This is a genomic window from Corynebacterium sp. LK26 (assembly GCF_014335085.1).
GTDB classification, from domain to species: domain Bacteria; phylum Actinomycetota; class Actinomycetes; order Mycobacteriales; family Mycobacteriaceae; genus Corynebacterium; species Corynebacterium jeikeium_D.
Genome location: NZ_PDHB01000001.1, coordinates 378,334 through 391,283, shown reverse-complemented (window position 1 = coordinate 391,283; position 12,950 = coordinate 378,334). Strand labels below are relative to the sequence as shown.

13 protein-coding genes are annotated in these 12,950 nt (G+C 58.3%); 10 read left to right on the top strand and 3 right to left on the bottom strand.

Annotated elements, in window-relative coordinates; all coding sequences use genetic code 11:
* Positions 1-10: 10 nt before the first annotated feature.
* Together dprA and CRD13_RS01720 are read left to right on the top strand one after the other, a co-directional pair.
* Positions 11-1,147 carry a DNA-processing protein DprA gene (dprA, locus tag CRD13_RS01725; RefSeq protein ID WP_049170775.1) on the top strand — a complete coding sequence of 379 codons (1,137 nt, stop codon included), beginning with the start codon at positions 11-13 and terminating at the stop codon, positions 1,145-1,147.
* A gap of 291 nt (positions 1,148-1,438) precedes the next feature.
* The gene (locus tag CRD13_RS01720; RefSeq protein ID WP_049170927.1) at positions 1,439-2,293 is read left to right on the top strand and encodes a tyrosine recombinase XerC; all 855 of its coding nucleotides are present in this window, start codon (positions 1,439-1,441) and stop codon (positions 2,291-2,293) included.
* 14 nt (positions 2,294-2,307) lie between these two features.
* Here CRD13_RS01720 and CRD13_RS01715 read toward each other — a convergent pair whose 3' ends face one another.
* Complete coding sequence (locus CRD13_RS01715) at positions 2,308-2,829, bottom strand: murein hydrolase activator EnvC (RefSeq protein ID WP_070429359.1); 522 nt, start codon at positions 2,827-2,829, stop codon at positions 2,308-2,310.
* A 376-nt stretch (positions 2,830-3,205) separates the two neighbouring features.
* Here CRD13_RS01715 and rpsB point away from each other — a divergent pair, with 376 nt between their 5' ends.
* From rpsB to CRD13_RS01690, 5 genes are all read left to right on the top strand, one after another.
* Positions 3,206-4,027: a 30S ribosomal protein S2 gene (gene rpsB / locus CRD13_RS01710; RefSeq protein WP_038628671.1), complete on the top strand. Its 822-nt coding sequence runs from the start codon at positions 3,206-3,208 to the stop codon at positions 4,025-4,027.
* A gap of 55 nt (positions 4,028-4,082) precedes the next feature.
* Positions 4,083-4,910 (top strand): translation elongation factor Ts, encoded by an 828-nt coding sequence (gene tsf / locus CRD13_RS01705; RefSeq protein WP_048735543.1) that lies wholly within the window; start codon positions 4,083-4,085, stop codon positions 4,908-4,910.
* A gap of 182 nt (positions 4,911-5,092) precedes the next feature.
* Entirely contained in the window at positions 5,093-5,818 is a 726-nt protein-coding gene (pyrH, locus tag CRD13_RS01700) for a UMP kinase (protein ID WP_070429358.1), read from the top strand.
* Between the two features lie 83 nt (positions 5,819-5,901).
* The gene (gene frr, locus CRD13_RS01695; RefSeq protein ID WP_038628675.1) at positions 5,902-6,459 is read left to right on the top strand and encodes a ribosome recycling factor; all 558 of its coding nucleotides are present in this window, start codon (positions 5,902-5,904) and stop codon (positions 6,457-6,459) included.
* Between the two features lie 39 nt (positions 6,460-6,498).
* Entirely contained in the window at positions 6,499-7,404 is a 906-nt protein-coding gene (locus CRD13_RS01690) for a phosphatidate cytidylyltransferase (protein WP_048735546.1), read from the top strand.
* Between the two features lie 21 nt (positions 7,405-7,425).
* Here CRD13_RS01690 and CRD13_RS01685 read toward each other — a convergent pair whose 3' ends face one another.
* On the bottom strand, positions 7,426-7,854 hold the full coding sequence (locus CRD13_RS01685; RefSeq protein ID WP_070439607.1) for a lipopolysaccharide assembly protein LapA domain-containing protein: 429 nt from the start codon (positions 7,852-7,854) through the stop codon (positions 7,426-7,428).
* Between the two features lie 117 nt (positions 7,855-7,971).
* Here CRD13_RS01685 and rlmN point away from each other — a divergent pair, with 117 nt between their 5' ends.
* Entirely contained in the window at positions 7,972-9,069 is a 1,098-nt protein-coding gene (rlmN, locus tag CRD13_RS01680; RefSeq protein WP_187401191.1) for a 23S rRNA (adenine(2503)-C(2))-methyltransferase RlmN, read from the top strand.
* Between the two features lie 116 nt (positions 9,070-9,185).
* Here the strand turns inward: rlmN and CRD13_RS01675 are convergent, their stop codons facing one another.
* Entirely contained in the window at positions 9,186-9,587 is a 402-nt protein-coding gene (locus tag CRD13_RS01675; RefSeq protein ID WP_038628682.1) for a DUF2631 domain-containing protein, read from the bottom strand.
* Between the two features lie 215 nt (positions 9,588-9,802).
* On the opposite strand from CRD13_RS01675, the gene CRD13_RS01670 reads away from it, so the two are divergent.
* Together CRD13_RS01670 and CRD13_RS01665 are read left to right on the top strand one after the other, a co-directional pair.
* Complete coding sequence (locus tag CRD13_RS01670) at positions 9,803-11,035, top strand: RIP metalloprotease (protein ID WP_049170790.1); 1,233 nt, start codon at positions 9,803-9,805, stop codon at positions 11,033-11,035.
* Positions 11,036-11,094: 59 nt separating this feature from the next.
* Positions 11,095-12,942 (top strand): penicillin-binding transpeptidase domain-containing protein, encoded by a 1,848-nt coding sequence (locus CRD13_RS01665; RefSeq protein WP_147765697.1) that lies wholly within the window; start codon positions 11,095-11,097, stop codon positions 12,940-12,942.
* Positions 12,943-12,950 lie beyond the last annotated feature (8 nt).

Genomic DNA, 12,950 nt, shown 5'->3' with positions numbered 1-12,950 from the left:
AGGGGGAGAAATGGACGAAATTCACGCGTGGGCTTACCTGAATCGTGTGGTAGAGGCGACGCATCCGCAGATTGTGCGGCTCGTGACGGAGTTTGGGCCGGTAGAGGTAGCAGAGAGGATCAAGGCTCGCGCCGGGCTGCCGGAAGGTCTGCTCAATACGACGCAGGCACGGGCCGACGTTGACCAGAGCGGCCACGATTTGGAGCTGGCGGCAGCGATGGGGTGGCGTCTTATTTATCCGGGGCACCCAGAGTGGCCGGGGGAGCTGCTGTCCTGCTTTACGACGCTCGAAGTCCGTGACCGCGCCGATGCACCGCCACTTGCGCTGTGGGTGCGTGGCCGTGACTTGCGGGACGTGGTCAGTGAAGCGGTGGCGATTGTCGGAACGCGGATGGCCAGCAGCTACGGGACACAGGTGGCGGCCCAATTCGCGGGGCAGTTCGCGAATGCGGGGGTTAGTGTCATCAGTGGTGGTGCGTTGGGTATTGATGCCGCGGCGCATCGAGCTGCGCTCGACGCTGGCGGCACTACGGTTGTGGTCGGAGCCGGTGGTGTAGGGGTTGACTATCCGCGGGCGCATGCAGAACTCTTCGACGGGATTGCAGAGCGGGGTGCGCTGATTACGGAGTATCCACTGGGGGTGCGACCTGCGCGGCATCGGTTTTTGACTAGGAATCGTCTGGTAGCGGCCCTATCGCGAGCAACCACAATCGTCGAGGCGGGCTGGCGTTCAGGGGCGCGCAACACAGCGCACTGGGCAGTGAGGCTAAACAAGCCCTTGGGAGCAGTGCCGGGACCGGTGACGCTGCAAACTACCTCTGGCTGTCATGACCTAATCCGCAGTGGCGAGGCTGTCCTGGTGTGTAGTGCCGATAATGTGCGGTCGCTGTATCGGTCAGTTGGCACAGTGAACGAGGATGCTCAGCTTGAATTGTTGTGGGAAAAGTCGGCGGTGCAGAAGCTTTCTCGAAACGAGCTCGCTGTCTACGACTCTCTGAATTCTGCGGAGCCAACGCCGGTGGGAGAAGTCGCAGCGCAGGCGGGATTGGCCGTGGCGCTTACGACACATTTGTTGCTGGAGCTGCAGGGACAGGGGCTGACCAGTCGGGTGGAGGGTGGGTGGTTGCGCCAGGAACAGAAGCGTTAGTGAGGCGCTAATAAAGCCTTCTGCAGAGAATCTCGAAAAAATCTTGAATTAGGTATTGCAATTCTCTGTACGCTCAGTAATATAGGCAAGGCAAGCCTAAGTAACTGTTACGGAAACGGGCTTGTGACATGGGTGAGGCAATAGGGCAGTGGCTCTGGCGAAAGTCGGAGTCGCTGCCTTTTTCCGCTGTCTGGTGAGGTCTCGCGGTGTGCATCTACTAAGGTCAGAACCGTGAAGCGCGCAACCAATAACGACGACAGGACTGAGCTGGATCTCGGGTTATCCGCCAATATTGAGGCCGTGCTCATGGATTTTCTCGATGAGCTGACTTATTCCCGCAGACTCTCTGACGCAACCGTCCGTGCCTATCGAGCCGATCTCATCCCCCTCCTCGCCGGCCTGGACCACATCAGTGAACTCTCCACCCCTGTCATCCGTGCGCACCTCGGCGCGAAGCATGCGGAGGGTGCTGCGCGGTCATCGCTGGCTCGCTTAACGACGTCCATTCGCCAGTTCTGTAGTTGGCTCGTAGCTCGGCAAATTCTCGATGCTGATCCGTCGCTGCGGCTGTCAACGCCGAAGAAACATCAGCATCTTCCGGAAGTGCTCTCGCCGGAGAGGGTTGAGGAGGCAATCGAGAAAGTCTCATCCGAGGACAGCGCAGTTGCGGCTCGCGACTTGGCCATTGTGGAACTGTTGTATGCCACCGGGATGCGTGTAGAAGAGCTGTGCAAGGCCGACGTCTCAGATGTGGACTTTTCCCGCCACATCATCTCGGTAGTGGGTAAGGGGAACAAGCAGCGCATCGTGCCCTTCGGTGCACCAGCGGAGGCGGCACTCAAAGGCTGGCTCCAGGTGCGTGGAAGCTTTCATGCTTCCGCACAGGCCGAACATGCGCTTTTTCTCGGTGTGCGTGGAGGTAGATTGAATCCTCGTCAGGCGCGCCGAGTTATTCATAAATGGGCTGATGTTTCACCGCATGCTCTCCGACATTCTGCGGCCACGGCCATGGTGGAAGGTGGCGCTGACTTGCGTGTGGTGCAGGAGATGCTCGGTCATTCGAGTCTGGCGACCACGCAGATTTATACCCACGTCTCAGCGGATCGTCTCCGTGAAGTACATAAGCGGGCACATCCGCGCGCTTAATTGCGCAGGGTTGTTTAATTGCGTACAGGCTTGAGCACGATTGGTCTCCGCTGTATCAAATCCAGTGGGTTGAGATAGTCTTTGCCGCGCAGTGCGCCCCAATGCAGGCCCGGTTCGGGATGTTTGGCGTTGACCACAAGATGACCAATCACCTGGCCAGCGGCCACGTGGTCTCCCTTTTCTAACGCGGTATCTATGGGCTGATAGGTTGTGCGGATGCCATCGGCGTGCATGATTGACACGGAAGTCATTCCGGCGATCGAACCGGCGAAATGCACCACACCGGGAGCTGAGGCGCGGATTGGCTGGCCCGGGGAGGCGTTCAGGTCTACTCCGCGATGTCCAGGCTGCCAGCGTTTTTCCGGTGGGGTGTAGAAGCGTAGAACTTTGCCGTGCACAGGGAAAGTATGCGTAATAGCGGATATTGGCTCGCCGGTAGCTGCAGGTGGGCTTGGGGGTGTTGTTAGCGCGACAGCGAGCACGAATAGCGCTAATGTGCGCATTAGCGAGCGCCTGAAACTCTGCTTGGTTGTCATGCGCGATAGTGTGGCGGACGCTACACCCGTCGACAAGCGGCAGTGCATTGCAAACGGTTCTAGCTGTGGATGACTTTTTGTCCTGTGGATAGCAGGGCGTGTCAGATATTGCGACCTGCGCGATGTATCAGATAAGATTACGCTCGCGGTGTCTGCCTTAATGGGCGGTCATTAGCACAAAGACTACGCGCGCGACCCATTCCGGCTGGTTCACGGGTGCTCGGCAGGATATCTGTCGGGTGTGAGGCAGCGGGGGAGCGCTAGGGCACAGGGAAAGCCTGTGCGTGAACTGTAACCACCTATATCGGATAAGAAAGGAAGGGAAGCAGCCGCAGCCCTAGTCAGGCTGGACGTGAGGATCTTCCCTGAATATGACATGGCTGTTGTATCCATGCGAGAACTGCTCGATGCAGGTGTCCACTTCGGTCACCAGACCCGTCGTTGGAACCCGAAGATGAAGCGTTTCATCTTCACCGAGCGCAATGGCATCTACATCATCGACCTGCAGCAGACCCTGACCTACATCGACGAGGCTTTCGAGTTCGTCAAGGAGACTGTCGCTCACGGTGGCAACATCCTGTTCGTCGGTACCAAGAAGCAGGCTCAGGAAGCCGTTCAGAACGAGGCAGAGCGCGTTGACATGCCGTACGTCAACCACCGCTGGCTCGGCGGTATGCTGACCAACTTCGCCACCGTTTCCAAGCGCCTGGCTCGCCTGAAGGAGCTTCAGGCAATGGACGCTGCTGAGAACGGCTACGAGGGTCGCGGCAAGAAGGAAATCCTGATGCTGACCCGTGAGCGCACCAAGCTGGAGCGCACCCTGGGCGGTATTCGCGACATGTCCAAGGTTCCGTCCGCACTGTGGATTGTTGACACCAACAAGGAGCACATCGCTGTCTCCGAGGCTAAGAAGCTGGGCATTCCGGTTGTTGCCATCCTGGACACCAACTGCGACCCGGATGACGTTGATTTCCCGATCCCGGGCAACGACGACGCAATCCGCGCTGCTTCCGTGCTGACCCGCATCATCTCCACCGCTGTTGAAGAGGGCCGCAAGGCTCGCGCTGAGCGCGAGGCCAACGCTGCTCGCGAAGCAGCAGGCGACGCTCCGATCGAGTCCGCCGCTGAGAACACCGACCAGGCTGCAGAGATGGACGCCGAGGGCTCCGCTGCAACTGAGACGGCATCCGCTGAGTAAAGCTGAACTTTCTAACCACCACAAGTTCTAACCACCACAAGGAGGAACGCCCAGCATGGCGAATTTCACTGCTGCTGACGTCAAGAAGCTCCGTGAGCTGACCGGCTCCGGCATGAAGGCTTGTAAGGACGCACTCGTCGAGACCGACGGCGATTTCGACAAGGCTGTCGAGATCCTGCGCATTAAGGGCGCAAAGGACGTCGGCAAGCGTGCAGAGCGCACCGCTGCCGAGGGCCTGATTGCTGTTTCTGGTAACACCATGGTCGAGGTCAACTCCGAGACCGACTTCGTTGCCAAGAACCAGGAGTTCATCGACTTCGCCAACAAGGTCGCCGACGCTGCCGCAGCAGTCAAGGCAAACTCCCCGGAAGAGCTCGCAGCAGCTGACCTCGACGGTCAGACCGCAGCTGAGGCTACCCAGGAGCTCTCCGCAAAGATCGGTGAGAAGCTGGAGCTGCGTCGCGCTGCTACTCTCGAGGGCGACAACATCGCTGTCTACCTGCACCGCCGTGCAGCAGACCTGCCGGCAGCTGTCGGTGTTCTGGTTGCTTACACCGGTGAGGGAGAGGGCGCTGCAGAGACTGCTCACGCAGCAGCTATGCAGGTTGCCGCTCTGAAGGCTCAGTACCTGTCCCGCGAGGATGTCCCGGCTGACCGCGTCGAGGCAGAGCGCGCTGTCTACGAGAAGATTACTCGCGAAGAGGGCAAGCCGGAGCAGGCTATCGCCAAGATCGTCGAGGGCCGTCTGAACGGCTTCTACAAGGACGTTGTTCTGCTGGAGCAGCCGTCCGTCGCTGACAGCAAGAAGACCGTTAAGCAGCTCATGGAAGAGGCTGGCGTTACCCTGACCGGTTTCGTCCGCTTCGAGGTTGGTCAGCACTAATTCGCTGTAATTTGTGCTCTAACCTCTAGCTGCTAGCTAGTGTGAATGCCCCATCCGATTGCTTCGGGTGGGGCATTTTGCTGCCATGTTGCAGACAATGCGGAGCGTCAAGTGTGCCTTGCTGTCGTGACCGGGTAGACTCGTCTGCGACTTTTTAAACGGTGTGAGAAAGGTGCATGGTCATGGCAGAATCTGTCGAGCGCAATGGCTTCAAACGTGTGATGCTCAAGCTCGGTGGTGAGATGTTCGGTGGCGGCAAGGTTGGCGTTGACCCGGACGTGGTGCAAAACGTTGCCCGACAGATTGCGGAAGTTTCCCGAAAGGGCGTCGAGGTCTGTGTCGTCATTGGCGGAGGTAACTTCTTCCGTGGCGCACAGCTTCAGCAGCGCGGCATGGACCGCGCACGCTCTGACTACATGGGCATGCTGGGCACGGTCATGAACTGCCTGGCTCTGCAGGACTTCCTCGAGCAGGAGGGCGTGGACTGCCGCGTTCAAACTGCAATCAACATGGCACAGGTCTCGGAGCCGTACCTGCCGTTGCGTGCTAAGCGCCACCTGGAGAAGGGCCGCGTGGTCATCTTTGGTGCAGGTATGGGTATGCCGTACTTCTCCACCGACACCACCGCCGCCCAGCGCGCCCTGGAGATCGGCTGCGAGGTACTGCTGATGGCCAAGGCCGTTGACGGTGTCTACACGGCCGACCCACGTGAGGTGCCGGACGCAGAGCTGTTCGACGACATCACCCACCGTGAGGTTCTGGAACGCGACCTGCGCGTTGCGGATGCCACCGCTTTCTCCCTGTGCATGGACAACAACATGCCGATTCTCGTGTTTAATCTGCTTACCGACGGAAACATTGCGCGCGCGGTAGCCGGTGAGCAAATCGGTACTCTCGTCCACAGCTGATAAATTTGTTCGTAATACGTTCTTTCCACAGAGCGCTCTAGAACTATCTAGAACCCGCGTAGAAACCCGAGGTTAAAAACACAATGATTGATGAAGTCCTGCTTGACTGTGAAGAAAAGTACGGTAGCTCCGTAGAACACTGCCGCGAGGAGCTGACCCACATTCGCACTGGCCGTGCGAACCCGGCGATGTTCAACGGCGTTATTGCGGAGTACTACGGTGTTCCGACTCCGATTACCCAGATGGCTACCATTTCGGTTCCAGAGCCGCGCATGCTGCTGATTAAGCCGTATGAGCTGAGCGTCATGGGCGACATCGAAAACGCGATTCGCAACTCCGACCTGGGTGTGAACCCGACTAATGATGGCCAGGTCCTGCGCGTAACTATCCCGCAGCTGACCGAGGAGCGTCGTCGTGAGATGGTTAAGGTCGCACGTTCGAAGGGCGAAGACGCCAAGATCGCGATTCGCAATGTCCGTCGTAAGGGCATGGAAACTCTGAAGAAGATTCAGAAGGACGGCGATGCTGGCGAGGACGAGGTGCAGGCAGGCGAAAAGGAGCTGGACCAGGTCACCAAGAACTACGTCGAGCAGGTGGACTCCTTGGTTGAACGCAAGGAAGCGGAATTGATGGAGGTTTAGGCCTTCATATTCAACCGGGAGAGGGGATTTGAGGCGCCAATGCCAACGTCGAAGCCAGCGTCCAATAAGGAACGTGTTCTAGACGAACTACGGCTCATTAAGCCACGCAACTCAGCAGGTCGGAACCTGCCGGTTGCAATCACGGTGGGCGTAGCACTTGGTGCAGTCGTCATCATCGGCTTGCTACTGGGGGCGCTCGCCTGGACCGTTCTGGTCGCCGCGGCGGTTGGTCTCGCAACCTGGGAGGTCTGCGAGCGGCTCCGTGAGTCCGATTGGCAGGTCCCTCGCCCGGTATTGATTCTCGGCGGACAGCTGATGGTGTGGTTGTCTGCCTACTGGGGGATTGACGGTTTGGTCATGGGCCTGGCCGCGACTCTGATGCTCTTGCTGGTCGTTCGTCTGTTCTTACACGGGATGGCCGAAGCACCACGGAACTGGCTGCGGGATGTCGCAGTCGGTGTTTTCGTGATGATGTGGATTCCGTTCTTTGCCGCGCTAGCAGTGCAGCTGGTACGCATGGACAATCCCTGGGGAGTTGATCCGCGTCTGGTCATTGTGACCTTCATGATTGGGGTTATTTCAAATGACGTCGGAGGCTATGCCGCTGGTGTAATGTTCGGAAAGCATCCGATGGCCCCAAAGGTAAGCCCTAAAAAATCCTGGGAAGGGTTCGGCGGCTCTCTTGTACTCGCCACCATTACTGGAGCGCTCTGTGCGATCTTTATGTTGCACGCGCCGTGGTGGCAGGGCATCGTGCTGGGCATCGCCCTGGTTATCTCGGCTACGCTTGGTGACCTGATGGAGTCCCAGTTCAAACGAGATCTGGGGATTAAAGATATGTCCTCGATTTTGCCGGGCCACGGCGGTCTGATGGACCGCCTGGATGGCATGCTGCCATCAGCCGCGATGACGTGGCTGATATTGCAGCTATTCAGCCTAGTTTAATTCGGCTGGTTCAATCGGCCTTTAGTTGCCGCCCTTACGAATCTGGCGGCGCAGATCAAACATTCGCCAGCCACCGATGAGTGCGGTGATGAGGGCGCCGAGGATGGCAGCGAACAGCATTCCGACGCCGACTGGGAAGTTCCAGGTCCAGCCGAACAGGTTTAGTGCGGTCTCCTGCTGATTCTGCAGAATGAACACCAGCAGTACGATCAGCAAAACTGCACTGATGACCAGGCCAATCCACATAGAGCCCGCAGTGGTCTTTTTCACCTTACGCTGGCCAGGGGCGGGCGCTGGCTCCGGTGCGGAGTCCTTCTCTGTCGGCGCGTCAACGACTGGCTCTGGAAGGTTGTCCTGCTCAGGTGCAGGAGCCACGGAATCATTTGGGGAGTACGACGGAACGTCGTCGAAAAGCGGACTGTCGTTATTCGGCTGATTAGCGTTAGTCATACCTATCATTCAACACGTTTTGGCAGGTATGTACCACTTATAAAGGTTCACTTAGTTGCGGCTGCCGAGTCACTCATTAGGCCAAAACCGTCATTACATGCGAAAATGGGTGTCATCATGGCATCTTCACTTCCAATCGTTCTTAAAGCTCCACGTCGCGGCATGCCCGCGACCCATTTTGCGGACCTCGATGTTGAGGAACGGAAGGCTGCGGTCAAGGAACTGGGCCTGCCGGACTTCCGTGCCGATCAGATTGCCCGGCACTATTACGGTCGGCTTGAGGCTGACCCTATGACGATGACTGACCTGCCAGAAGCAGATCGTCAAAAGGTCAAGGACAGTCTCTTCCCACCTCTGTTGACTCCCGTTCGCCACATCACCTGTGATGACGGCGAGACTCGTAAGACTCTGTGGCGTGCAGGTGACGGTACGCTGCTGGAATCCGTGCTGATGAAGTACCCGGGGCGTGCGACCCTCTGTATTTCCTCACAGGCCGGTTGCGGTATGGCATGCCCATTCTGCGCGACGGGGCAAGGCGGTCTGCAGCGTAATCTCTCCACCGCGGAGATTGTCGACCAGGTGCGTGAGGCCGCTGCCACTATGGCAGCTGAGGGCGGTCGTCTGACCAACATCGTATTCATGGGCATGGGCGAGCCGCTCGCGAACTACAATCGTGTTCTCGCCGCCGTCCATCGCATCACGCGGCCCTCGCCGGAGGGATTTGGCATCTCGATGCGCAATGTCACCGTCTCTACGGTTGGTTTCGCGCCGAATATCCGACGGCTTGCCGACGAGTACCTGTCAGTAACTCTCGCGGTGTCTCTGCATACTCCGGATGACGAGCTTCGCGACGAGCTGGTACCGATCAACAATCGCTTTACAGTGGCCGAGGTACTCGATGCAGCTCGCTACTACGCAGACAAGACAGGCCGTCGCGTATCTATTGAGTACGCTTTGATTCGCGATATTAACGACCAGGATTGGCGTGCAGACCTGTTGGGTAAGAAGCTCCACAATGCTCTGGGCTCACGTGTCCACGTCAACCTAATCCCGCTCAACCCAACTCCGGGTTCGATGTGGGACGCCTCCCCGAAGAAGCAGCAGGAGGAGTTCGTCCGCCGCGTACAGGCCCAGGGGGTACCGTGCACGGTCCGCGATACCCGTGGCAACGAGATTGCGGCAGCGTGTGGTCAGCTGGCGGCTGAAGAAGTTTAGTCGCTGAATAGCAAAAATCCGCACCGAATTCGGTGCGGATCTTTTTGTGCGCTGTAGCGCTATAGAGCTGTCGCTATAGAGCTGTTAGGCCAGACTTTCTGCAAAAGTGGCTAACTCTACTGGTTCTGTCCTTCCGGCAGGCGGTTCCAGGAGCGCAGCTGAGAGTCGGTCAGGTTAGCGTAGACACCAGTGCCGTTAACCTGGTCACGTGCCCACTCCGGCTCAATGTGGCCTTCCGGCTTGTTGTGACCGGTAACGGTGCGGACCTGAGAACCCTGCGGGGCGAACAACTGCAGCAGCAGGCCAATAGCAATCAGGGCGGCGATGGCGACCAGCCACCAGTTCTCGACGTTGCCCTTGTGGTTACCAATGGTCATACCCAGCAGGAAAATCACGGAAATCCAGCCGGCCTTCTGCATAGCGCTCTTGCTAATGCCGTGCCAGCCCCACTTCGCCGACGGCTCGTCGAGGGTGCTGACGCCGCGGTAAATCTCTTCCTTTGGCTCGTGGTTGCTCACTTGAAAGTCCTCCTGTAAACACTTTCGGCGAATTGCACTCTATATGCACTTCAGTCTATCTGCGATTTTGCTGAAAGCGACTGAGCGCATTTTCAGACAATCTTGAGTATCGGGTGTAAGGATACCTTAGAACTTGCTGAAATTGGGACTTCGCCCGGCCGGAAACTCTCCGCCGGTGTGCTCGTTTGCCCAAAGTGGGGGTAGGGTGAGCACTCGTGACATTTCTTCTTGGAGTTTTACTCTTCGCAATCGGCATCGCGGTGACAATCGCCCTTCACGAATGGGGCCATCTCACCGCAGCTCGACTGTGTGGAATGCAAGTGCGTCGGTACTTCATTGGTTTCGGCCCAACGCTGTTTTCCTTCAAGCGGCATCACGCTGCGGCAGGAGGGCATGACACCGAGTATGGAGTAAAGGCAGTTCCGTTTGGCGGATTCTGCGACATCGCAGGTATGACCGCTATGGATCCAATCGATCCTGCCGAAGAACCCTACGCCATGTACAAGAAGCCGTGGTGGCAGCGCATTATCGTGATGCTCGGTGGGGTGGCAATGAACCTCATCGTTGGATTCATCATTCTTTACTTCATTGCCGTGACGTGGGGTTTGCCCAACATGGGTAAGGAAATGGCGCCACGCATTCAGGCGGTGCAGTGCGTCTCGCCGGCACAGCGTGCCGACGGCACGCTGGAGCCCTGCACTGGTTCCGGTCCTGCAGAGCGCGCAGGGCTACGTGCCGGAGATGTGATTGAGAAGATCAATGGCACCAAGATTACGTCCTACCCCGAGGCTGTGTCGCTTATTGGCAGCTCTGCAGGTGGCGACATCAAAATGACCATCGACCGCAATGGCACCTCCGAGACGGTCACGGTCACCCCGGAAGTCGTCAAACGCAAGACTAACGACGGCCAGGACATCGACCAGCCAGCGATTGGTATCGCCTTCCAACGCCCAGAAACTGTTCTCCACGAGTACAACGCAGTGACCGCCATCGGTGGTGCTGCCAGCTTCACAGGCAGTCTTTTTGGGGCGGTTTGGAATGGGCTGCTCTCCATCCCGGAGAAGGTTCCCGGTGTGGTTGCGTCCATCTTCGGTGCTCAGCGTGACCCGGCCAGCCCAATGAGCGTCGTCGGCGCTTCGCGTGCCGGCGGTGAATTGGTGGAGATGAACCAGTGGCCGTCGTTCTTCCTATTGCTGGCCAACCTCAATTACTTCCTGGCCGTGTTCAACCTCGTGCCGTTGCCGCCACTCGACGGTGGCCACATCGCCGTTGTTATTTATGAACGCATTCGAGACGTGATTCGCAAGGCATTCGGTAAGCCAGCGCTTGGGCCTGCCGATTACACCAAACTCATGCCAGTTACTATGGCCTTTACCGCGGTTTTGCTGGTATTCGGCGTTCTGGTCATGGCCGCTGACGTGGTCAATCCAATTGTGCTGAACCGCTGATAGCAGGTTGCGGCGTGCCAGCGTCGTCGTAAAGCAAAGCGGTGCTAACGTCAGCCCACATGGAACAAACTTCGCGCCGCAAGCCCCTGCTTCGCAGTATCTCGGCTGTGGCAATCACGGGTCTGGTGTTGTCATCCGCCGCGTGTACGCCGCGGCCTGACACCGGGCGCGAGGTGCTCGAGGAATTCCTGGGGGCGCTGGCGGGAGGGGACGTTGCTAAGGCGGCGGCACTGACTGATCACCCGGACTCCGCTGAAGGAGATCTGAAGGCGGCCACTGCCGGACTCCAGCCGGAGGGGCTTGAGTATGAGATTGCGGGTATCGATTCCAGCTCGAACCAGTCCTCGGCGGAAGTCGCCATGAATTGGCAGCTACCGCATCAGCGACGCTGGGGATATGACACCACTTTCACACTGACCAAGACTGAGACTGGGCAACGGGATTGGGCATTGCGCTGGTCGCCAGCATCCCTGCATCCACAGCTGGGGCGTAACCAACACCCAGAATTGCGCACTATCGCAGCTCCACGTCCGTCTGTGGTTGGCTCGGACGGTGCGGCCTTGCTCGAGCCAGGGACTGTGCACCGGGTAATTCTCCATCGTGATGGGGCGGAGAATGTGCAGTCGTCGATTAACCGGGCGGCGACGGTCATCAATAATGAAATGCCGGAAGACGGTCCGAAGCTTGACGCACGCGCTGTGGGGGAGCAGGCGAGCGGCGGAAGGGGTAATTTTTCGCTGATCGTGTTGCCGGCATCCACGCCACAGCGTGTCAAAGATGATCTCGCTGACATTGATGGAATTTCGGTTAACGATGAAGCCGCTATGGTGCGACCCGACCCGGGGTTCGCGCCCGATTTGATGAGCCGCGTGGAAAGACTAGTGGACACCGGTGATCACGGTGCCGATGGCTGGAATATCGTGGCGGCCAACGAGGGCGGAGCCGTCGTCGGCACCCTCTATGAGGTGTCTCCGGATGTAGCGCCGGCGGTGCAGGCATCAATTAGTAAAAAGGTGCAGGACGCAGCGCAAAAGGCCGTCGATACGCGGCAAGATGCTAAGGCAATGCTGGTGGCTGTGCAGCCGTCTACGGGCAAGATTCTGGCGGTAGCACAGACAGCGGAAGCAGATAAGGACGGCGACCTTGCGCTGATGGGACAGTTCCCGCCGGGATCGACGTACAAGATTGTTACTGCCGCCGCAGGTGTGCAGCACGAGGGGCTAAATGCGGGATCGACTGTGCCGTGCCCAGGTTCGATGGAGATCGGGCCGCGTATTGTCACCAACTACAACGGAAGTGGTGTCGGGAATACCTCGCTGAGCGATGCGTTCGCGCGGTCTTGTAACACCACGTTTGGCAACATCTCTCACAAGTTGGAGCCAGGGCAGTTCAAGGAGGAGTCCAAGAACTTCGGCATCGGCATCAACTATCACATCGCGGGCCTCGACACTATTACCGGCAGCGTGTCTGATGGCAGTGATGAAGTCGAGCGTATCGATGCGGGCTATGGGCAGGGCAATGACTTGACCAGCCCGTTTGGCATGGCGCTGGTTTCCGCGACGGTGGCGGCCGGACGCACTCCGACACCGTCACTCGTGCCAAGCGCGGGAACCTGGCAGTCGCAGGTATCAAAGCCACTGCCGCCTGAGGTTTTGAATGAGGTTCGCACACTCATGCGGGCGGTGGTGACCTCTGGTACTGGTTCGGCCATTGCCGGTCGAGGTGAAGTTTATGCAAAGACCGGTGAGGCCGAGTACGCTGGCGGCTCCCACGCTTGGTTTACTGGCTACCGCGATGATTTGGCCTTTGCCACGCTTATCGTTGGCGGTGGTGGTTCGGAGCATGCCGTGGCGATTACCGATGCCTTCTTTGCCAATATCGATGAAGGTTCGGGGGACGAGGGCTAGAGCATTTC

Coding starts and splice junctions, on each gene's coding strand:
- CRD13_RS01685 (WP_070439607.1), bottom strand. CDS start 7,854: ATGACTAACGCTAATCAGCCGAATAACGACAGTCCGCTTTTCGACGAC.
- rlmN (WP_187401191.1), top strand. CDS start 7,972: ATGGCATCTTCACTTCCAATCGTTCTTAAAGCTCCACGTCGCGGCATG.
- CRD13_RS01690 (WP_048735546.1), top strand. CDS start 6,499: ATGCCAACGTCGAAGCCAGCGTCCAATAAGGAACGTGTTCTAGACGAA.
- tsf (WP_048735543.1), top strand. CDS start 4,083: ATGGCGAATTTCACTGCTGCTGACGTCAAGAAGCTCCGTGAGCTGACC.
- rpsB (WP_038628671.1), top strand. CDS start 3,206: ATGGCTGTTGTATCCATGCGAGAACTGCTCGATGCAGGTGTCCACTTC.
- pyrH (WP_070429358.1), top strand. CDS start 5,093: ATGGCAGAATCTGTCGAGCGCAATGGCTTCAAACGTGTGATGCTCAAG.
- CRD13_RS01715 (WP_070429359.1), bottom strand. CDS start 2,829: ATGACAACCAAGCAGAGTTTCAGGCGCTCGCTAATGCGCACATTAGCG.
- frr (WP_038628675.1), top strand. CDS start 5,902: ATGATTGATGAAGTCCTGCTTGACTGTGAAGAAAAGTACGGTAGCTCC.
- dprA (WP_049170775.1), top strand. CDS start 11: ATGGACGAAATTCACGCGTGGGCTTACCTGAATCGTGTGGTAGAGGCG.
- CRD13_RS01665 (WP_147765697.1), top strand. CDS start 11,095: ATGGAACAAACTTCGCGCCGCAAGCCCCTGCTTCGCAGTATCTCGGCT.